The 20946-nt window shown below is 70.0% G+C and carries 18 protein-coding genes and 1 pseudogene; 14 read left to right on the top strand and 5 right to left on the bottom strand.

The window, feature by feature from the left end; translation table 11 throughout:
• Positions 1–111: 111 nt before the first annotated feature.
• Complete coding sequence (gene cls / locus AC07X5_RS17090; protein ID WP_494771164.1) at positions 112–1563, bottom strand: cardiolipin synthase; 1452 nt, start codon at positions 1561–1563, stop codon at positions 112–114.
• A 98-nt stretch (positions 1564–1661) separates the two neighbouring features.
• Complete coding sequence (locus tag AC07X5_RS17085) at positions 1662–3128, bottom strand: aminotransferase-like domain-containing protein (protein ID WP_494771128.1); 1467 nt, start codon at positions 3126–3128, stop codon at positions 1662–1664.
• 138 nt (positions 3129–3266) lie between these two features.
• Here AC07X5_RS17085 and AC07X5_RS17080 point away from each other — a divergent pair, with 138 nt between their 5' ends.
• The 11 genes from AC07X5_RS17080 to AC07X5_RS17030 all read left to right on the top strand — a co-directional run bounded on the left by AC07X5_RS17080 (position 3267) and on the right by AC07X5_RS17030 (position 12105).
• The gene (locus AC07X5_RS17080; RefSeq protein WP_494771127.1) at positions 3267–3881 is read left to right on the top strand and encodes a LysE family translocator; all 615 of its coding nucleotides are present in this window, start codon (positions 3267–3269) and stop codon (positions 3879–3881) included.
• Positions 3878–4792: a DMT family transporter gene (locus tag AC07X5_RS17075; RefSeq protein WP_494771126.1), complete on the top strand. Its 915-nt coding sequence runs from the start codon at positions 3878–3880 to the stop codon at positions 4790–4792. The genes AC07X5_RS17080 and AC07X5_RS17075 overlap by 4 nt, the downstream gene beginning before the upstream one ends.
• A 34-nt stretch (positions 4793–4826) precedes the next feature.
• Entirely contained in the window at positions 4827–5156 is a 330-nt protein-coding gene (locus AC07X5_RS17070; protein WP_409959608.1) for a DHCW motif cupin fold protein, read from the top strand.
• An 85-nt stretch (positions 5157–5241) separates the two neighbouring features.
• On the top strand, positions 5242–6453 hold the full coding sequence (locus AC07X5_RS17065) for an aminotransferase-like domain-containing protein (protein ID WP_409959610.1): 1212 nt from the start codon (positions 5242–5244) through the stop codon (positions 6451–6453).
• A 5-nt stretch (positions 6454–6458) separates the two neighbouring features.
• Positions 6459–7085: a glutathione S-transferase gene (locus AC07X5_RS17060; RefSeq protein WP_494771125.1), complete on the top strand. Its 627-nt coding sequence runs from the start codon at positions 6459–6461 to the stop codon at positions 7083–7085.
• Between the two features lie 28 nt (positions 7086–7113).
• Positions 7114–7974, top strand: coding sequence for a PhzF family phenazine biosynthesis protein (locus AC07X5_RS17055; protein ID WP_494771124.1), 861 nt, complete (start codon positions 7114–7116; stop codon positions 7972–7974).
• A 141-nt stretch (positions 7975–8115) separates the two neighbouring features.
• Positions 8116–8994, top strand: a complete 879-nt coding sequence (locus AC07X5_RS17050; protein WP_494771123.1) for a PhzF family phenazine biosynthesis protein — start codon at positions 8116–8118, stop codon at positions 8992–8994.
• Positions 8991–9716: a VOC family protein gene (locus tag AC07X5_RS17045; RefSeq protein WP_494771122.1), complete on the top strand. Its 726-nt coding sequence runs from the start codon at positions 8991–8993 to the stop codon at positions 9714–9716. The genes AC07X5_RS17050 and AC07X5_RS17045 overlap by 4 nt, the downstream gene beginning before the upstream one ends.
• A gap of 4 nt (positions 9717–9720) precedes the next feature.
• Positions 9721–10359 carry a LysE family translocator gene (locus tag AC07X5_RS17040; RefSeq protein WP_494771121.1) on the top strand — a complete coding sequence of 213 codons (639 nt, stop codon included), beginning with the start codon at positions 9721–9723 and terminating at the stop codon, positions 10357–10359.
• The gene (locus AC07X5_RS17035; protein ID WP_494771120.1) at positions 10356–11345 is read left to right on the top strand and encodes a threonine dehydratase; all 990 of its coding nucleotides are present in this window, start codon (positions 10356–10358) and stop codon (positions 11343–11345) included. Before AC07X5_RS17040 ends, AC07X5_RS17035 begins: the two co-directional genes overlap by 4 nt.
• A gap of 88 nt (positions 11346–11433) precedes the next feature.
• A complete protein-coding gene (locus tag AC07X5_RS17030) occupies positions 11434–12105 on the top strand; it encodes a histidine phosphatase family protein (protein WP_494771119.1) in 672 nt (223 codons plus the stop codon).
• 27 nt (positions 12106–12132) lie between these two features.
• Here the strand turns inward: AC07X5_RS17030 and AC07X5_RS17025 are convergent.
• The 3 genes and pseudogenes from AC07X5_RS17025 to AC07X5_RS17015 form a co-directional block, all read right to left on the bottom strand.
• Positions 12133–12590: pseudogene (locus AC07X5_RS17025) on the bottom strand (GNAT family N-acetyltransferase).
• Between the two features lie 47 nt (positions 12591–12637).
• Positions 12638–13504 (bottom strand): creatininase family protein, encoded by an 867-nt coding sequence (locus AC07X5_RS17020; protein ID WP_494771118.1) that lies wholly within the window; start codon positions 13502–13504, stop codon positions 12638–12640.
• A 19-nt stretch (positions 13505–13523) separates the two neighbouring features.
• Positions 13524–14036, bottom strand: coding sequence for a DUF1569 domain-containing protein (locus AC07X5_RS17015; protein WP_494771117.1), 513 nt, complete (start codon positions 14034–14036; stop codon positions 13524–13526).
• 52 nt (positions 14037–14088) lie between these two features.
• Here AC07X5_RS17015 and AC07X5_RS17010 point away from each other — a divergent pair, with 52 nt between their 5' ends.
• The 3 genes from AC07X5_RS17010 (at position 14089) to AC07X5_RS17000 (ending at position 20934) form a co-directional block, all read left to right on the top strand.
• Positions 14089–14841 carry an alanyl-tRNA editing protein gene (locus AC07X5_RS17010; RefSeq protein WP_494771116.1) on the top strand — a complete coding sequence of 251 codons (753 nt, stop codon included), beginning with the start codon at positions 14089–14091 and terminating at the stop codon, positions 14839–14841.
• Positions 14842–14987: 146 nt separating this feature from the next.
• Positions 14988–18692 carry a DUF748 domain-containing protein gene (locus AC07X5_RS17005; protein ID WP_494771115.1) on the top strand — a complete coding sequence of 1235 codons (3705 nt, stop codon included), beginning with the start codon at positions 14988–14990 and terminating at the stop codon, positions 18690–18692.
• A 55-nt stretch (positions 18693–18747) separates the two neighbouring features.
• The gene (locus tag AC07X5_RS17000) at positions 18748–20934 is read left to right on the top strand and encodes a protein-disulfide reductase DsbD family protein (protein ID WP_494771114.1); all 2187 of its coding nucleotides are present in this window, start codon (positions 18748–18750) and stop codon (positions 20932–20934) included.
• Positions 20935–20946: the final 12 nt, after the last annotated feature.

Here is a 20946-nt window from a genome sequence, read left to right as displayed (position 1 = left end):
CCCCCTGAGGCGCTTTGCGCGGCGGTCACTGGCCCTGTGCGTGCCAGTTTCGCAGGTCAGCGGGTGAAAGCGAAGCGCTCCAGCGCATGCCATCGCCACGGCCACAAGGTCTCACAGCAACGGTGAGAACAGGCGCGCCGTGGCATCGCCCAGGCGCGGTAAAAAGGCCTGGCGGCGGCGCGTGGGCACGGCCCGGGCATGCCGCATGTCGGCCTCGAACTGGCGCGCCAGGGGCAGGGCCAGCGCCGGCCCGTAGACCACGGCGCAGACCTCGAAGTTCAGGCGGAAACTGCGGTTGTCGAAGTTGGCGGTGCCGATGAAGGCGCAGTTGTCGTCCACCAGCATGGTCTTGGAATGCAGCATGCCGGCCGTGTACTCCCAGACCTTGACGCCAGCGGCGATCAACTCGTCGAAGTAGGAGCGCGCCGCCGCGCTGACCACGAAGGAATCGCTGCGCCGGGGCACCAGCAGGCGCACATCCACCCCGCGCAGCGCCGCGCTGGTCAGCGCCATGAGCGCAGGCTCGCCGGGCACGAAATACGGCGTGGTGAGCCACACGCGCTCGGTGGCCACCTGGATGGCCGCCACGTACATGCGGTGGATGGCCTCGTTGGCATTGTCTGGGCCCGAGGTGAGTATCTGCACCGGGTGGTCACCGGGCTCGGTGGCGGGCAGCAGGTGCCGGCTCTCGCGCGCCACGGCTTCGGGGCCCTCGCCCGTGGTGTAGACCCAGTCTTCCATGAAGGTCATCTGCAACAGGCGCACGGCCCCACCCTCGATGCGCAGGTGCACATCGTGGTAGGCATCGCGCCGGGCGCGCTGGTCTTCCTCGTCGGTGATGTTGATGCCGCCCGTGAACCCCACGGTGCCATCGCAGACCACGATCTTGCGGTGGGTGCGGAAGTTGATCACGGGCCGCACGCGGCGGCCGATGCGCGAGGCATGGAAGAAGGCCACCTGCACGCCGGCGTCGAGCAGCGGCGCCAGGAAACGCCGGCCCAGGCGCTTGGAGCCCAGTGCATCGACCAGCAGCCGCACGATCACGCCCTCGCGCGCCTTGGCCACCAGCAGGTCGCGCAGGGCCGTGCCGATGCCGTCGGGCTCGAAGATGTAGTACTCCAGGTGCACATGGTGGCGCGCGGCACGGATGGCGTCGAAGATCGCATCGAAGGTCTGGGCCCCGTCGACCAGCAGATCCACCTGCGACGCGGTGGAAACGCGCAGCTCGCAGCTGGCCTCGCCCAGCAGCACCAGCTGGCGCAGGGCCTCGGGTGCAGTGGCAGCCGTTTGGCGCAGGGCGGCGAAGTCGGCATGCGCATACAGCGCCGACTGGCTGCGCATGCGCTTCAAGCGCTGCTTGCGCAGGCGCTGCGGCCCGAAGAAGTAGTAGATGACATAGCCCACGAAGGGCAGCAGCGCCATCGACAGGATCCAGCTGAGCGTGGACACCGGGGGGCGCTTTTGCAGCACGATCCAGACCGCCAGCACCGCGATGTACAAGCTCCAGGTCACGGAGATCGCCGTCAGCAGCCCCTCGTGCCCGCCCGGAAAGAACTGCGCCATGGACTGCAGGCCCTCGGTCATGGCGGCCCAGCGCCCTTGTACGTCCATGGTTCCTTTGCGGTAGTGGGATCAGATGGCGATTGTAGGCAGTGCGCCCATCACCGGCTTTGCTTGACGATGCGCTCGAAGGTGCGCCAGAACGTCGCATCCTGCGTGGTCGCGAAGTTGATGCGCATCAGCGTGCTGGGCTTGCGCTCGGCATGGAACAAGGCGCCGGGCGCGAGCAGGTAGCCCTCGTCCAGCATGCGCTGCGACAGCGCATCGGTGTCCACGCCGGTATCCACCCAGCCGAACAGGCCCACCGGGTCGGCTGCGAAGGTGCAGCCCGCGCCCAGCGCGAGCTTGACGCTGCGCGCCCGGGCGGCATCGAGCCGCGTGCGGATGCGCTCGGCATGGCGTCGCAGCTGGCCCTGCTCGATGCACAGGGCCAGCGCCTTTTCCAGCAGTGCAGGCGTGGTCAGGGTGGCCAGCAGCTTGGTGTCCAGCAGCTGCTCCACCAGCCCGGGCGGCGCCGCCAGAAAGCCGATGCGCCAGTTCGGCGCGAGGATCTTGGCGAAGCCGCTCACGTAGATGGTGCGCTGCAGGCCGTCGAGCGCCGTGAGCCGCGTCGCGTGCTCGGGCGCGATGTGGCTGTAGGTGTCGTCCTCGACGATGTGGAAATTGTGCTGGTTGGCCAGCTGCAGGATGCGGTGCGCGCTGCCCGGCGACAGGCAGTAGCCCGTGGGGTTGTGGAACACGCTCACGCTCACGTAGAGCTTGGGCTTGTGCACCTCGCAGTAGCGCGCCATGACCTCCAGGTCCGGCCCGTCGGCACGCCGCGGCACCGGCAGGATGTGCATACCCAGGGCGGCCAGGCGCGCGAACTCCACCGCCCAGCCGGGCTCCTCCACCATCACCGGGTCCCCAGGGCGCAGCAAGGTGCGGCTCACGATGTCCAGGGCATGCGTGGCGCCCACGGTGGTGAGGATGTTCTCGGGCGCGGTGTGCACGCTCAGGGATGCCAGCTTCTTCACCAGCAGGCGGCGCAGGCCGCTGTCACCCAGCGGCTCGCCGTACTGCAGCGAGTATTCCTGCAGCGCCCGGGTGCTGGTGACCTTGCGCACCGCGGCGGGCATGAAGGTGGATTCGAGCCACTGCGGCGGCAGCACGCCCATGCCGGGCTGGGGCTTGTCGCTGATCTTGTGGAACATGCCGCGGATCAGCGCCGTGGCGTTCACCGGCGGCGAACCGCGCCCGGCGCCGCGTGCCGCGAACCAGTGCGCCGTGGTCCAGTTGCCGCCCGCCGCCTCCATGGCCGCGACGTCCACGGCCTGCGGCGCCTCGGCCCCCGCGGGTGCCACTTCGCGCACGAAGAAGCCGCGGTTCTTGCGCGCCTCCACCAGGCCCTGGGCCAGCAGCTGGTCGTAGGCCGCCACCACGGTCGAGGGGCTCACGCGGTGCTGCAGCGCGCACTGGCGCACCGAGGGCAGGCGCGCACCCGGTGCCAGCAGGCGGTTGCGGATGCGCTCGCCAAAACGCGCCGACAGCTGCTCGGTCAGCGACTGGGTGGGGGTTTTCATCAGCATGCCATGGCTCCGGTGTATTGCCGCTTCGGCCAGTACAGATGCACAACTGATCTGCCGTACTGTACTGGTCGTGTACTGGCGGTGAAGATTACAGTGAAGGCCAGACGCTGACAAGCCCACGATTCCAGAGACCGCCCCATGACCGCTGCCGAACTCACTGCCCTGCTGGTCTTCTGCACCGCGATGAGCTTTTCGCCGGGGCCCAATACCACCCTGTCCACCGCGCTGGCCGCCAACCTGGGGCTGCGCCGGGCGCTGAATTTCTGCCTGGCCGTGCCCACGGGCTGGACCTTGCTGATGCTGGTGAGCGGCCTGGGCCTGGGCGCGCTGATCACCGGCGTGCCGGCGCTGCGCATGGCCGTGACCCTGCTGGGCGTGGCCTACATGCTCTGGCTGGCCTGGAAGCTCAGCCGTGCCGGCCAGCTGACCCAGGTGGACAGCACGCGCCTGTCCGTCACCTTCTGGCAGGGCGTGGGCCTGCAGTTCGTGAACATCAAGGCCTGGATGCTGGCGCTCACGCTGAGCGCAGGCTGGGTGGTGAATGCCGCCGGCCAGCCTTCGGCCAACCCGGGCGAGCGCCTGGCCATCATCTGCGTGGTGATGATGGTGTTCGCCTTCACGAGCAATTTCGTCTATGCCCTGGTGGGTTCGCTGCTGCGCCAGTGGCTGGCGCAGGGCACGCGCCTGCTCTGGTTCAACCGCGCGCTGGCACTGGTGCTGGTGGTGACCTCCGCCTGGATGGTGACGCTATGAACCGCAACCAGGAGCGCGAAGCCCTGGTCTGGGGCCTGGTGGGCGTCACGCTGTTTGCTGCGACCCTGCCCATGACGCGGCTGGCGGTGGGCTCCACCGAGGCGCCCCAGCTCTCGCCCTGGTTTGTCACCTTCGGACGGGCGGCCGTCGCCGGCGTGCTGTCGCTGGCCTACCTGGGCTGGCAGCGGTCCCAGGGGCGCCTGCGTGTTCCCACGGTGCAGCAATGGCCGGTTCTGGGCGTCACGGCCTTCGGCGTGATCGTCGGCTTTCCCTTGTTCCTGGCGCTGGCGCTGCGCCACGTGCCCAGCACGCACGGCGCCGTGGTCACCGCGCTGCTGCCGCTGTCCACGGCCGTGCTCGGGGCACTGTGGTACCGGCAGCGCCCCTCGGCCGGCTTCTGGGCCTGCGCCGTGCTGGGCAGCGGCCTGGTGCTGGCCTTCATGGCCTGGCGTGCCGGCGGCTTCTACCTGGGCGCGGCCAACATCTTTCTCATCATCTCCATGACCACGGGCGCTCTGGGCTACATCGGCGGCGCGCGGCTCACGCCCAGCCTGGGCGCCGAGCAGGTGATCTGCTGGGTGCTGGCCTGTGCCCTGCCGCTGACCCTGCCCGTGACCTGGTGGTTCGCGCCGGCCGCACCTGCGGCCATCGGCACCATGGCCTGGCTCGGCTTTGCCTATGTGGCGCTGTTCTCGATGTGGATCGGCTTTTTCGCCTGGTACCGCGCACTGGCCCTGGGTGCCGTGCGCGTCAGCCAGATCCAGCTGATCCAGCCGTTTCTGAGCCTGCTGTTCGCCGTGCCGCTGGTGGGCGAGCGCCTGGACCTGGTCACCGCGGCCTTCGCGCTGGGGGTGATCGCCACCGTGTTCGTGGGCAAGAAGATGCCTATTCACCAGCGCGCTCCCGCATGACGATCCTGTTGCCAACCCGAAAGACCGCCCCGCCATGCAGATGAACAACATCCCCTTCGCCGCCACCGACTGGAGCACGGTCGAGCGCGTCGAAAAGAGCGCCCAGGCCGGTCAGGCCTTCTGGCAGACGCTGCAGTACGGCGCGTTGCGCGTGCGCAAGGTGGAGTACACCCCCGGCTATGTGTCGGACCACTGGTGCACCAAGGGCCATGTGCTGCTGTGCCTGACCGGCGAACTGCACACCGAGCTGCAGGATGGCCGCCGCTTCACCCTTACCCCCGGGATGAGCTACCAGGTGGCGGACAATGCGGAACCGCACCGCTCCACCGCCCCCTTGGGTGCCACACTGTTCATCGTGGACTGAAGGCACCAGGGCGCCGTGAGATGCCATTTTTTCTGATGACTTTGCAACATGGGAGGTCTTAGGGACCGCCCACAGGAGAACGAGAGTGAAACTGAATGACCTGCCCCACACCAGCCCCTGGACCCTGGCACGCCGCGCCGAGCGCATGAACCCCTCGGTGATCCGCGAAATCCTCAAGGTCACCGAAAAGCCCGGCATCATCAGCCTGGCCGGCGGCCTGCCCTCGCCCAAGACCTTCCCGGTCGAGGCCTTTGCCGCCGCATCGGCCGCCGTGCTGGCCAACGATGGCCCTTCGGCCCTGCAGTACGCCGCGAGCGAGGGTTTCGGCCCGCTGCGCGAAGCCATTGCCGAATTCCTGCCCTGGGACGTGAACCCCGACCAGGTGCTGATCACCACCGGCTCTCAGCAGGGGCTGGACCTGATCGCCAAGGTGCTGATCGACACCGACAGCCGCGTGCTGGTGGAGACGCCGACCTACCTGGGCGCGATCCAGGCCTTCACGCCCATGGAACCCAAGGTCGTGGCCGTGGCCAGCGATGACCAGGGCGTGCTGGTGGACGACCTGGTGGCCAAGGTCGGCACCGGTGCGGACAAGGCGCGCTTCCTGTACGTGCTGCCCAACTTCCAGAACCCCACGGGCCGCACCATGAGCGATGCGCGCCGTGCCGAGCTGGTGGCCAAGGCCGCCGAGCTGAACCTGCCGCTGGTGGAAGACAACCCCTATGGCGACCTGTGGTTCGACAGCCCGCCGCCCGCCCCGCTGACGGCGCGCAACCCCGAGGGCTGCATCTACATGGGCTCGTTCTCCAAGGTGCTGGCCCCGGGCCTGCGCCTGGGCTTCCTGGTGGCACCCAAGTCGGTCTACCCCAAGCTGCTGCAGGCCAAGCAGGCGGCCGACCTGCACACCCCCGGCTACAACCAGCGCATGGTGGCAGAGGTGATGAAGGGCGGCTTTCTGGACCGGCACGTGCCCACCATCCGCGCGCTGTACAAAGAGCAGCGCGACGCGATGCTGGCCGCGCTCACCAAGGAGATGCAGGGACTGTCGGTCGAGTGGAACAAGCCGGACGGCGGCATGTTCCTGTGGGTGCGCCTGCCCGAGGGCGTGAGCGCCATCGAACTCTTGCCCAAGGCCGTGGAGCGCAACGTGGCCTTCGTGCCCGGCGCCGCCTTCTACGCCGACGCGGCCGACCACCGCACGCTGCGGCTGTCGTTCGTGACCTCGACGGCCGAGCAGATCGCCACCGGCATCGCGGCGCTGGCCGCGGCCATCCGCGACCACCAGGCCAAAGGCTGAGCGGCATGCTGCACCTGTGGGGACGCATGTCGTCCATCAACGTGCGCAAGGTGGTCTGGGCCGCGCAGGAGCTTGGCATCAGCCTGCAGCGCACCGATGCCGGCGGGCAGTTCGGCCTCGTGCGCGAGGCGCGCTACCTGGCACTGAACCCCAACGGCCTGGTGCCGCTGATCGAGGACGAGGACACCGGTGTGGTGCTGTGGGAGTCGAACCCCATCGTGCGCTACCTGTGCGCCCGGCATGCGCCGGACGGGCTCTACCCCGAGGACGTGGGCAGCCGCTTCATGGCCGAGCAGTGGATGGACTGGCAGCAGACCACGCTGAACCCGGCCGGGCGCGATGCCTTCCTGCAGTGGATACGCACGCCTGCGGAGCAGCGCAACGATGCGCTCATCGCGGCCTCGGTGGCGGCCACCGAGCCGCTGCTGGAGATGCTGGACGCGCACCTGGCGCGCCAGCCCTACCTGGTGGGCGAGCGCTTCACCATGGCCGACATCCCCGTGGGCTGCGAGATCCACCGCTGGTGGGGTCTGCCGCAGGAGCGCCCGGCCCGGCCGCACCTGGAACGCTGGTACCAGGCGGTGAGTTCGCGCCCCGGCGCGCGCGGCGTGCTCGACCAGGCGTTATCCTGACAGGACCATCCGCCCGCAAGACCGCACCATGCAACCACGCCCCTTCAAGCAGATCGATGTCTTCAGCGACCGCCCCGGCGACGGCAACCCCGTGGCCGTGGTGCTGCAGGCCGAGGACCTGGGCGACGCGGACATGCGCCGCTTCGCGGCGTGGATGAACCTGTCGGAAACCACCTTCCTGCTGCCGCCCACCGAAGCGGGCCGTGCGCAGGGGGCTGACTACCGGCTGCGCATCTTCAGCCCGCAGGGCGAGCTGCCGTTTGCCGGCCACCCCACGCTGGGCACCTGCCATGCCTGGCTGCAGGCTGGCCACCAGCCGCGCCAGGAGGGCCTGGTGGTGCAGGAATGCGCGCTCGGCCTGGTGCGCATCCGCCGCGAGGACCACACCCTGGCCTTTGCCGCGCCGCCGCTCACGCGCAGCGCGCCCAGCCCGGCGCTGGTGCCGCTGATCGCCAGCGCCCTTGGAGTGCGCCCGGCGCAGATCCTGGGCACGCAGCTGCTGGACAACGGCCCCGTATGGCTGGGCATGCTGCTGGACAGCGCCGAGACCGTGCTCGGCCTGGAGCCCGACCATGCGCGGCTGATGGACCTGGGCCAGTCGGTCGGCGTGGTGCACGTGGGCAAGCAGGCCAGCGATACCAGCCGCCCCGGGGTGGTGGTGCGCGCCTTTGCCGCCCCCATGGGCAACCGCGAGGATCCGGTGACCGGCAGCCTCAACGCCAGCCTGGCCGAATGGCTGATTACCGAAGGCCTGGCACCGCACCACTACCAGGTGGCCCAGGGCGAATGCCTGGGCCGCGCTGGGCGCGTGCACATCCGCCAGGACGAGCACCAGGTCTGGGTGGGCGGGCGCTCCGTCACCTGCATCGAAGGGACGGTGCTGCTCTGAAACCGCCCTTGCCCCCGATCCGCGCCAGCGGCTGAACCGCCCGCCGGCCCACTGAACCTGGCCCAGGCCAGCCCCCTGGCGTGGCCGCGCCACCCACCACATTTTCTTGTTCAACCCACTACCTACCCGACAGGCTCTCCCATGAAACTGCGCCCCTTCCAGCAAGTCGACGTCTTCACCGCCGAGGCCTACCGCGGCAACCCCCTGGCCGTGGTGCTCGATGGCGAGGGCATCAGCACCGAGGCCATGCAGGAGTTCACGAACTGGACCAACCTGTCCGAGGCCACCTTTTTGCTGCCGCCCACGCCCGAAGGCCGCGCCGCGGGCGCCGACTACCGCGTACGCATCTTCTGCCCCGGGCGCGAGCTGCCGTTTGCCGGCCACCCTACGCTGGGCAGCTGCCATGCCTGGCTGGGCGCGGGCGGCAAGCCACAGACGCCGGGCCGCGTGGTGCAGGAATGCGGCGTGGGCCTGGTGCCGCTGCGCCAGGACGGCGCACGCCTGGCGTTTGCGGCGCCGCAGCGCCTGCGCAGCGGCCCGCTCGATGAGGCCGACGTGGCGCTGATCGCACGCGGCCTGGGCGTGGAGCGCTCCGACATCCTGCACCACGCCTGGTGCGACAACGGCCCCAAGTGGCGCGGCGTGATGCTCAAATCGGCCGAGCAGGTGCTGGCCCTGCGGCCAGATGCGGCCATCCTCGCGGGCCTGGACATCGGCGTGGTGGGCCCGCGCGGCAAGGTGGGCGTTATCGGTGCCAATGCATCGGGCGAGGACATCGCGTTTGAAGTGCGCGCCTTCTTCCCGGGCAACAACGGCCTGGCCGAAGACCCGGTGACCGGCAGCCTCAACGCGGCGCTGGCGCAGTGGCTCATCGGCGAGGGCCTGGCCCCCGCCCATTACGTGGCCAGCCAGGGCACTGCCCTGGCGCGTGCCGGCCGCGTGCACGTGGACCAGGAAGGCAGCGACATCTGGATCGGCGGCCATTCGGTGACCTGCGTGCAGGGCGAGGTGCTGCTGTGACGGCAATCGCTACGGCCTGCATAGACCACCTGGTGGTGCTGGCCCGCGACCTGGCCACGGGTGTTGCATGGTGCGAGCGCACGCTCGGCGTCACGCCCGCGGGCGGCGGCGAGCACCCGCTGATGGGCACGCACAACCGGCTGATCAACATCTCCAGTGCCGCGCATCCGCGCGCCTACCTGGAGATCATCGCCATCAACCCGCAGGGCACGAAGTCCATCCCTGCCACCGACCGGCGTTGGTTCGATATGGACGACGCCGCGCTGCAGCAGCAGGTGGCCGAGCACGGGCCGCAGCTCATCCATTGGGTGGGCTCGGTGCCCGATGTGGCGGCCAGCCTGGCCGCGCTCGCGGCCCTGGGCGTGGACCGGGGCCGTGCCATCGCCGCCAGCCGCCCCACGCCCCAGGGCTTGCTGCAATGGCAAATCACCGTGCGGGCCGATGGCCAGCGCCTGTGGGACGGCTGCCTGCCCACGCTGATCCAGTGGGGTGCCGTGCACCCCTGCGACCACCTGCCCGAAAGCGGCGTGCAACTGCAGTCGCTGCAGCTGCAGCACCCGGACGCGCAAGGCCTGCGTGCGGCCTGCAACGCGGCCGGCCTGCACGCGGTGGCAGCCCCCACGGAAGGCCCGGTGCCCCTGCTGCAGGCGCAGTTGCTCACCCCGCGCGGCGCGCTGGCACTGCAGTCGCGTCTCCTTCCCTCCACCGCTTCTCAGGAGTAGCAATATGCTCACGCCCCAGGAACTGATGCTCTTTGCGCTCGCAGCACTGCTGCTCGTGCTCACGCCCGGGCCCAACATGGTCTACTGCGTCTCGCGCAGCCTCACCCAGGGCCCGCGTGCCGGCCTGCTGTCGCTGGCCGGTGTGCTAGCGGGCTTTGGCGTGCACCTGTTGGCGGCTTCGCTGGGCCTCACGGCCCTGCTGGCGGCCGTGCCCATGGCCTTCGATGCCATCCGCATTGCGGGTGCGGCCTACCTGCTGTGGCTGGCCTGGCAGGCCGTGAAGCCCGGCGGTGCCGCGCCCTTCGAGGCGCGCGACCTGCCGCACGACACGCCGCGCAAGCTCTTCCTCATGGGCTTCATGACCAACCTGCTCAACCCCAAGGTGGCCATGTTCTACCTGTCGTTCTTTCCGCAGTTTTTGCACCCCGAGCGCGGCCAGTGGCTGCTGCAGAGCCTCTCCCTGGGGGCCGTGCAGATCACCATCAGCGGGCTGGTGAATGCCCTGCTGGTGCTGTTCGCGGCGCGCGTGGCGCTGTTCATGAACCGCAGCCAGGGCTGGATGCGTGCCCAGCGCTATGTCATGGGCACCGTGCTGGGCCTGCTGGCCGTGCGCCTGCTCACCGAAAAGAGGCCTGCCGTATGAGTGCCCTGCCCTCCATCCCCCTGCCCTGGCTGCCGAGCCTGGCCGACATCGAGGCGGCGGCCGAAGTCGTGTACCGCGACTTCGCGCCCACGCCGCAGTACCGCTGGGGCCTGCTCAGCGAGCGCCTGGGCACGGACTGCTGGCTCAAGCACGAGAACCACACGCCCGTGGGCGCCTTCAAGATCCGCGGCGGGCTCACCTATTTCGACCAGTTGGCCCGGCGCGGCACCCTGCCGCGCGAGGTGGTCAGCGCCACGCGCGGCAACCACGGCCAGAGCATGGGCTGGGCCGCGCGCCGCCATGGCGTGGCCTGCACCATCGTCGTGCCGCGTGGCAACTCGGTCGAGAAGAATGCCGCCATGCACGCCCTGGGCGTCACGCTGATCGAGCATGGCAGCGACTTCCAGGAAGCGCGCGAGCACGCCATGCATCTGGCGGCCGAGCGCGGCGCGCACATGGTGCCGAGCTTCCATGCCGACCTGCTGCGCGGCGTGAGCACCTACTGGTGGGAGTTCTTGCGGGCGGTGCCGCAGCTCGGCGTCGCCTACGTACCCATAGGCCAGGGTTCGGGCGCGTGCTCGGCCATTGCAGCCAAGTTGGCACTCGGCCACGGCGTGCGCATCGTCGGAGTGGTGAGCAGCCATGCCACGACCTATGCCGATTCGCTGGCGGCGGGCCGCGTGGTCGAGGCGCCCGTGACCACCGAGCTGGCCGACGGCATGGCCTGCCGCGTGGCCGATGCGGACGCGCTGACCCTCCTGGCGCCGCACATCGACCACATCGTGCAGGTCAGCGATGCCGAGGTGGCCGCCGCCATGCATGCGATCTACACCGACACGCACAATGTGGCCGAGGGTGCGGGGGCGGCCGCCCTGGCTGCGGCGCTGCAGGAACGCGACGCCCTGCGCGGCCTTGCAGTGGGCCTGGCGCTCACGGGCGGCAATGTGGATGCGCCCGTGTTCAGCCGCGTTTTGGCTGGCCGCTGACCCCTGCTGTCTCCAAGGCTACTGGCGCCCCGGTTGCGGTCGCTTGGGAGACAAACGGCGGGGCCGGTGCCTGCCCACAATCCGGCGCATGGGAACCCTTTACCTCGTGCGCCACGGCCAGGCCTCGTTTGGCGCAGACGATTATGACCAACTGAGCGCGCGCGGGCGCGAGCAGGCGGTGCGCCTGGGTGAGCACTGGCGCGAGCGCGGCATGGTGTTCGACGCCGTCATCACCGGCACCTTGCGCCGCCACACGCAGACGCTCGAAGGCATTGCTGAGGGCCTGCAGACCACCCCCGAAGTGCTGCAGATGCCCGGTCTCAACGAGTACGACAGCCATGCGCTGATCAGCGCCATCCACCCGCAGCCCCTGGCCAGGCCCGACACACCCGAGCTCTACCGACACCATTTCCGCCTGCTGTGCGATGCGCTCGCGCAGTGGATGGCGGGCGTCATCAGCCCGCAGGGCATGCCGAGCTGGAACGAGTTCAGTGCCGGTGTGCGCGCCGCGCTCGACCATGTGCGCCAGCACCATGTCGGGCACAACGTGCTGCTGGTAAGCAGCGGCGGCCCGATCTCGACCGCCGTGGGCCAGGTGCTGGGCACGGCGCCCGAGGTGACGATTGCGCTGAACATGCGCATCCGCAACAGCGCCGTGACGGAGTTCACCATCAGCCCCAAGCGCCTGATGCTGCAGACCTTCAACACCCTGCCGCACCTGCATGCGCTGGAGCATGCCGACTGGCTCACCCATGCCTGACCGGCGGCAGGCCGCAGGATGGCACGGCTACAGGTCGAGCGCCAGAAAGCGAGTTCCCGGAACCGGGTTGAAGCTCACGGGCTCCGCGGGCAAAAACCCCAGCGATTCGTAGAGCCTTTGGGCCGCTACAAATTCCGCCAGCACATCCAGGCACATGCGCCGATAGCCCGCCTCCCTGGCGGTACGCACCATCTGCTGGACCAATTGCCGCCCCAGCGCCATCCCGCGGGCCTGGGGCCGCACGTAGACGCGCTTGAGTTCGCAGGCGCAAGCATCGACCTGGCGAAGGGCGGCACAACCCACCACTCGGCCTTCGACGACGGCCAGGAGAATGCACCATCGGGCTCGGCATACTGACCGGGCAGCCCTGCGAACTCTTGCCCGTAGTCCTGGAAATCGAGATTGGCCGTCGGGCTTTGGACGTATTCACGAAAGATCGCGGTGACTTCAGCGAGATCGCTGGGGAACGTGGCGTGTCGGATCATGCTCGTTCCATGAATGCACGAGGCCGTGCACCGTGGGGCGACGGACCTCAGAAATCGGCTTGGTCACGCAAGGTGCCCAACGGCAACGCCGCCATTTCCTGCAGCAGTGCCACGAGCTGGGTGGCCGCCGCCTCCACCACGGTGCGGCCCTTGTCGGCCGTGGCAGCAGCGGCATTGCCCACGGCACCGGCGGGGTGGTAGTCCTGCATCTGCCAACCCAGCTTGGCGCTCTTGCCGTTGCCCAGGAGGGCGTACTGCTCCGAGCGGTCCTGCGAGGTGGAGCGAAAATCCTGCGCATGTTCCATGCGCACGGTGCCGGGCGCCAGGTGCAGCATCATCGAGGTCTCGATCTCGCCCGCATGGATGCCGAAGCGGTGCTCCTGTGCACTGAACTGTCCGGCCACCGCGTCGGGCAGGGGCAGGCTGAACCAGCTGGCGCTGTAGACCAGGAGGTCGCAGCGCGTGCGCAGCTCGCGCGCCACGATGTCCATCACGCTGACCTGGCCGCCATGGCCGTTGAACAGCAAGAGCTTCTTCACACCGGCGCGCGCCACGCACTCGCCCAGCTCGGTCCACAGCGCGATGATGGTGGCCGGCGAGAGCGTGAGCGTGCCGGGGTAGCGGATGTGCTCCGGGCTCAGGCCCACGTTCTGCGGCGGCAAGAACAGCACCGGCAGATCCGCCGGCAGCAGCGGCAGCGCGGCATCGATCACGCCCTGCAGCAGCGTGGCATCGACCGACAGCGGCAGATGCGGCCCATGCTGCTCGACGGCCGCCACCGGCAGCACGGCCACGGTCTGCGCCGCCAGGCCAGATGCCTTGCGCTGCGCGAAATCGCGCGTGCCGAGATCGGCCCACCAGCGCGGGGGCGTGGCGGCGGGCGGGGAAGAGGGAGGCACCGGTGGCTGCGTCATGCCCACCATGGTAGCGGTGTCAGCCCAGGACGATCTCGTCCTGGTGGTTCGCGATGTGGAAGGTGTGGGCACGCGCGAAGTCGGCCTTGTCCAGCGCGCCGTACGCAAAATGGGGGCGCAGCGCCCCCGTGTACGCCTGGAATCGGGCAATGGCGGACCGCAAACGCTGGGCCGCCGGCTTCCAGTCGCCCGACATGGTGAGCGCGGGCGCCGCAGGGATGGGTTCGGCCAGGCCATGCGACATGCGCCCGCGCCAGCCGAAGAAACTGAATGCCGCAGCTCCCAGGGTGCGCTGGAACAGGGCGCTGTTTTCCTTGGGAAAGCCGTCCATGCTCATCTCGATGCTCTGCGACAGGTGCTCCAGCACGGCCACCAGCGGCCAGGCGCCCGTGGTGCGGGCCTGGGGCGTGGCCTCCAGCTTGTCGAGCCAGCGCAGCGCGCCCGACAGGTCGGCGACCTTGGGCTCATCGGCCCAACCGAGGGCAGGAACCAGGACCAGGGGAGCGGCGACAAGTGCGGTGCGGCGTTTCATCCGCAGATGGTAGCGCCCTGCAGCCGCACGGCGCTGCCGCTACCATGCAGGGATGACCCACGATCTGTTCCGAGAAGACGGCTACCTGCGCGAATGCAGCGCCCACATCACCGCGATCACCGAGGCCGGCATCGTGCTCGACCGCACGGTGTTCTACCCCCTGGGCGGCGGCCAGGCCGGCGACAGCGGCCAGCTGCTGCTGGCCGATGGCACGGCCATCGCCATTGCCGACACGCGCAAGGGCAAGGACGCCGACGGCAAGCCCACGGCCGACATTGTGCATGTGCCGGCCTCGGGCCAGGAAGAGCGCCTGGCCGCTCTGGCGGCCGGCATGCCCGTCACCGCGCGCATCGACTGGGAACGCCGCCACCGCCTGATGCGCCTGCACACCACCACCCACCTGCTGTGCCACCTGGTGCCGCAACTGGTCAATGGCTGCTCCATCACGCCCGACTACGCGCGCCTGGATTTCTCCATGACCGACCCGCTCGACAAGGACCTGCTGACGGCCGGCATCGCCGCGCTGGTTGCGGCCGCGCACCCGCTCACCGTGGCCTCGATCAGCGACGAGGAACTCGACGCCAACCCGGCCCTGGTCAAGAGCATGAGCGTGCAGCCGCCGCGCGGCTCGGGGCGCATCCGCACCATCCGCATCGGCGGGGATGGCGGGGCCCCGCTGATCGACCTGCAGCCCTGCGGCGGCACGCACGTGGCGAATACCGCGGAGATCAGGGCCATCGTGGTGACCAAGATCGAGAAGAAGAGTGCCACCACGCGGCGGGTGGTGCTGGGCTTCGGCGCCTGAATCCCGAGGGCAGCCCTCGGCCAATCGTCAAAAAACATCAACCCAACCCCTGGATACACCGCGCCGCGCTGCGCGGTGGTACCTTGGGCGGCCTGCCGCCCTTGTCGGCAGGGCACTCCTGACCGCCCGCCTGTTTTCCGCTGCCCATGCCTGTTGCCAAGCTTTCCCTGACCCGCCCCTCTCTGGCAGCCCTGCGCCAGCACCGCTGGGCCCGCCGCGCAGCCATCGCCCTGGCGGCTTTGCTGGCCCTGTGGCTGCTGACCTGGCTGGCCGTGCCGCCCCTGCTCAAGGGGCCGCTGCAGCGCGCGGCCAGCGAGCAACTGGGCCGCGCGGTGACGGTGGGCGCCATCGATTTCCAGCCCTGGTCGCTGGAACTCACGCTGCGCGACATTGCCGTGGCCGGTGCCGGGGACGGCGCCACACCGCAGCTCACCATCGCGCGCGTGCATGTCGATGGCGAACTGCAGTCGCTGCTGCGCCTGGCACCTGTGGTGGACGAGTTCACCGTCGAATCGCCGGTGCTGCACATCGCCCACCTGGGCGAGGGCCGCTACGACGTGGACGACATCATCGCCAAAGTCACTGCCCCGCCCGCCGAGCCAAAGCCCGACACCGGCCCCGCACGCCTGGCCCTTTACAACCTGGCGCTCACCGGCGGCAGCATCGACTACGACGACCGCAGCGTGGGCAAGCAGCACACGCTGCGCGACCTGGCGCTCAAGGTGCCCTTCATCAGCACCCTGCCTTCGCAGCGCGAGGTGAAGGTGGAGCCGCACCTGGCCTTCACGCTCAACGGCAGCCGCTTCGATTCGTCCGCCCAAGGCACGCCGTTTGCCCAGACCGGCAAGACCGACGCCGCCGTGCGCTGGGAAGGCGTGGACCTGGCCCCCTACCTGGCCTACCTGCCCGCCAGCCTGCCGGTGAAGGTGCAGGGCGCGACGCTGGACGTGGACATGAAGATCGCCTTTGAGCAGGCGCCCAAGATGGCCGTGAAGCTCACGGGCAGCGTGCAGGCCAGCCAGGTGCGCGTGGCGGACCGCCAGGGCCAGGACCTGCTGGCCTACGAGCGGCTGAAGATCGACATGGCCGACGTGCGCCCGCTCGACCAGGTGGTGCGCCTGTCGCAGGTGGAGCTCATCGCCCCGGTGCTCAGCGCCAGCCGCGATGCCGCAGGCCAGGTCAACCTGGCGCAGCTGGCGCCGGCCACGCCACCAGCGGATGCCGTGCCGGCCAGCGCTGCCTCCCGGCCTGCCTCGGCCAGCACCGGCAAGGCCGCTGCCGCCAAACCCTGGACCGTGGAGGTCGCCCACACCCTGGTGCGCGGCGGCACGCTGCGCTGGGCCGACCAGACCACCCGCCCCGCCGCGGCGCTGGAGGCGCGCGAATTCACCCTGGACGCCAAGGACCTGGCCCTGCCCTGGGACCACCCCGTCATCTTCGAGGGCGGCTTCAAGCTGCAGGATGGCAGCCTCGCTTTCAAGGGCGAGGCCACGGACCAGAAGGCCCAGGTGCAGGCGAGCCTGACCGCGCTGGCATTGCCCCTGGCTGCGCCCTACCTGGCCCAGGTGCTGGAGCCCACCGTGGCAGGCCAGCTCACGGGCGACATTGGCGTGCAGTGGGCTGCGACCGATGCCCCGGCTGCAACCGGTGTCACGCTGACCGCCGGGCCGCTGGCGCTGGAACAACTGGCCCTGCGCCAGGGCAAGGCGCAGCTGGCCAGCCTGGGCCGGCTGGAGCTCAAGGGCCTGCAGCTGCCCCTGGACAAGCGCAGCGCCACGCTGGAGAGCCTGGCGATCACGCAGCCCAGGATCACGGTGGACCGCGATGCCGAGGGCCGCTGGATGTTCGAGCGCTGGATGAAGGCCCGGCCCGCAGCCGACGAAAGCACCGCCGCCGCGCCTGCTGCCGCAGCCCCGTGGGTGCTGCGGGTGGCCGACTTCGCGCTGCAGGGTGGCGCCGTCTCCCTGGCCGACAAGGCCCAGGGCCGCCCCGTGGCACTGGAGCTGTCGTCCCTGGGCATCATCGCCAAGAACCTGGCCACAAACGGCAGCAAGCCCGAAGCCCTGCAGCTCTCGGCCCAGGTGGCGGCGGGCGGCAAGGGCAATGCCGCTGGCAAGCTCGATTACCAGGGCACGCTGGCACTGCAGCCGCTGGCCACGCAGGGCAAGCTCAACGCCACGCGCCTGCCGCTGCATGCGCTCGACGGCTACCTGGCCAGCCAGCTGTCCATCGAGCTGCTGCGCGCCGACGTGGGTTTCCGCGGCGACCTGGCCTTTGCCCAGGGCGACAAGGGCCCCAGCCTGCGCCTGTCGGGCGATGCCGTCGTCGAGGACCTGCAGGCCAACAGCACCTCGGCCTCCACCCCCAAGACCGAGGCCCAGGTGGGCGAGGAACTGCTGGCCTGGAAAAGCCTGAACCTGCGCGGCCTGGCCCTGGCCACCGCGCCCGGCACGGCACCGCGCATCGAAGTCAAGGAAACCAGCCTGGCCGACTTCTTTGCGCGCATCACCATCAACGAGGCCGGGCGCATCAACCTGGGCGACATTGCCAAGACCCCGGCCGAAGCCCTGGCGGCCAATGCCGCGAGCGCCGCTAAATCGGTGCCGCCCGCGCCGGTACCCGCAGCATCCACCGCGTCGGCTGCCGTCTCGGCAGCGCCGGCCGATCCGCTGGCACCGGTGGTGCAGTTCGGCCCGGTGAGCCTGGTCAACGGCAAGGTGCTGTTCTCGGACTTCTTCATCAAGCCCAACTACTCGGCCGACCTGTCGGAACTCACGGGCAAACTCAGCGCCTTTTCTTCCGAAGCGCCGGGCGGCGCGCCCTTGCTGGCCGACCTGGAGCTGCGCGGCAAGGCCGAAGGCACGGCCTCGCTGGAGATCACGGGCAAGCTCAACCCGCTGGCCAAACCGCTGGCGCTCGACATCGCGGGCAAGGTGCGCGACCTGGAGCTGCCGCCCCTGTCGCCCTATGCCGTCAAGTACGCCGGGCACGGCATCGAGCGCGGCAAGCTCAGCGTGGACGTGGCCTACAAGGTGCTGCCCAGCGGCCAGCTCACGGCCAGCAACCGGCTGGTGCTCAACCAGCTGACCTTTGGCGAACCCGTGGCCGGAGCCCCCAACAGCCTGCCCGTGAAGCTGGCCGTGGCGCTGCTGGCCGACCGCCAGGGCGTGATCGACCTGGACCTGCCGCTCAGCGGCTCGCTCAACGACCCCGAGTTCCGCGTGGGCCCGGTGATCTGGAAGATCATCGTCAACCTGATCGGCAAGGCCCTGACCGCGCCCTTCAGCCTGCTGGCCAATGCCCTGGGTGGCGGCGACGAGCTGAGCAGCGTGCCCTTTGCCCCCGGCAGCGCCACGCTCACGCCCGAGGCGCAGCAGAACCTCTCCAAGGTGGTCAAGGCCCTGACCGACCGGCCCAACCTGCGCCTCACCGTGACCGGCCAGGCCAGCCTGCAGGCCGAGCGCGAGGGCCTGCAGCGCGAGCACCTGCAGCAGTTGGTGCTGGCCGAAAAGCGCCGCGCCAGCCCTGCAGACACCACGCCCGTGCAGGCGGCCGAGTACCCCGCCCTGCTCAAGGAGGTGTACCGCCGCGCCGACATCCCCAAGCCGCGCAACCTGGTGGGCCTGGCGCGCGAGCTCACGGTGCCCGAGATGGAAGCCCTGCTGCTGGCCAATCAACCGGCCACCGAGGCCATGGCGCAGGAGCTGGCCGCCCAGCGCGGCCAGGCGGTGCGCAGCTACCTGCTGGCGCAGAAGCTGCCGGTGGAGCGGCTGTTCCTGGCCGCGCCGCGGACAGGAACCCAGCCGGAAAAATGGTCTCCCCAGGCACAGATGACCTTGGCGACACAATAGGGGCTGAATCCACGCCCAGGAACCAAATGGTTCGTGGGCGCTCACACCCTGCAACATGTTCCATCGCCCGCCCTCCCTGCTCGCCAAAGCTATTCTTTTCATAGCCTTCCTGCTGGCCGGTGCAGGCAGTTGGGCCCAGTTGCCCACGAAGAGTGCCAGCGCCGCCAGCGCGGTGGTCACTACCCCCCATGTGCGCGCCGAGCTGATCGCCCACGCCCCTCAGGGCATTGAGCCCGGCCAACCCCTGTGGCTGGGCCTGCAGATCACGCACCAGCCCGAGTGGCACACCTACTGGAAGAACCCGGGCGATTCGGGCCTGCCCATCGAGATGGCCTGGACCCTGCCCGCCGGGCTGGACGCAGGCGAGATCGCCTGGCCCCTGCCCAAGAAGATCCCCATCGGCACGCTGGCCAACTACGGCTACGAGGGCACGGTGCTGCTGCCCGTGCCCGTCACCGTGGCCAGCAGCTTTGCGCCCAAAGTGCTGTCGGGCGACGCCACGGTGCGCCTGCACGCCACCTGGCTGGTCTGCCGCAAGGAGTGCATCCCTGAAGAGGGCGACTTCACGCTCACCATTCCCGCGCGCAGCACCACGGCCATGCACGGCGCGGCTTTCGACGCGGCCCTGGCGGCCCAGCCCAAACCCGTGGAGACCCAGGACAGCCAGGCGCGCATCGAGGGCAATGCCTTGCAATTGAGCGTGCACGGCCTGCCCGAGGCGCTGCGCGGCAAGGCGCTGGAGCTGTTCCCCGAGACGCCCGAGGTCATCGAGAACGCCGCCGCCTGGACGCAGGCCTGGAAGGGCGCCGTGTGGACCGCCGAGGTGCCGCTGTCAGCCCAGCGCAGCAACAGCCCCGACCCCCTGCCCGTGGTGCTGGCCGCCGATGGCCAGGGCTACCGGGCCGAACTCAGGGTGGCGGGCGCATGGCCTACCGTGGCCGCCGCGGCCACCGTGTCGCCCGCGCTGGAGGCGGCGCTCAAGGCCAATGCCGCCGCTGCCCCGCCCTCAGCCACCACCACCGCGGCACCCACCGCCACGCTGGTCGCGGCCCTGCTCGGCGCCCTGCTGGGCGGGCTGATCCTCAACCTCATGCCCTGCGTGTTCCCGGTGCTGGCCATCAAGGTCGTGGGTTTTGCCCAGCATGCGCAGGACCGGCGCGCCCACCGCCTGAGCGGCATCGCCTACACGGCGGGCGTGGTGCTGTCCTTCGTGGCGCTGGGCGGGCTGATGCTGGGCCTGCGTGCGGCGGGCGAGGCCATCGGCTGGGGCTTCCAGCTGCAGTCGCCGGCCGTGGTGGCGGGCCTGGCAGCCCTGTTCACGCTGATCGCGCTGAACCTGGCAGGGGTGTTCGAGTTCGGGCATTTCCTGCCCTCGTCGGTGGCCAGCCTGCAGGCGCGCCACCCGGTGGCCGATTCCTTTCTCACGGGCGTGCTCGCCGTGGCCGTGGCCTCGCCCTGCACCGCTCCGTTCATGGGCGCCTCGCTGGGCCTCACGGCCACGCTGCCGGGGCCGCAGGCGCTGGCGGTGTTCGCGGCACTGGGCCTGGGCCTGGCCCTGCCCTACCTGGCCGCCGCCTTCGTGCCTGCCGTGGCGCGCGCCCTGCCCCGCCCCGGTGCGTGGATGGACACGCTGCGCAAGTTCATGGCCTTCCCCATGCTGGCCACCGTGGTCTGGCTGGTCTGGGTGCTGGGCCAGCAAAGCGGCATCGATGGTGCGGGCGCGCTGCTGATCCTGCTGGTGGCGCTGGGCATGGTGGCCTGGGCGCTGTCGCTCGCGGGCGCGGCGCGCCGTTTCATGGCCCCCGTCTCCGCGCTGGCGCTGGCGCTGCTGGCCTGGACCTTTGCGCCCCACATCACCAACATCGCAGCCGCCCCTGCAGCGCAAGCAACGACCGGCAGCACCGCCCAATGGCAGGCCTGGACCCCGGGCGCGGCCGAGCAACTGGTGGCCAGCGGCCGCCCGGTGTTCGTGGACTTCACCGCCGCCTGGTGCGTGACCTGCCAGTACAACAAGAAGACCACGCTGGCCGACGCCAGCGTACAGGCCGACTTCGCGGCCAAGAACGTGGCCTTGCTGCGCGCCGACTGGACGCGCCGCGACCCGGCCATCACCGCGGCCCTGGCCCAGCTGGGCCGCAGCGGCGTGCCGGTGTACGTGCTGCACGCCCCGGGCAAGGCACCCGTGGTGTTTTCCGAGATCCTGGGCGAAGCGGAACTGCGCGCCGCCGTAGCGGCGCTGTAAGACCAGCCGGTC

This window comes from Acidovorax sp. GW458-11-26-14-TSB4 (assembly GCF_059423865.1).
This window is presented reverse-complemented; position numbering and strand designations above follow the sequence as displayed.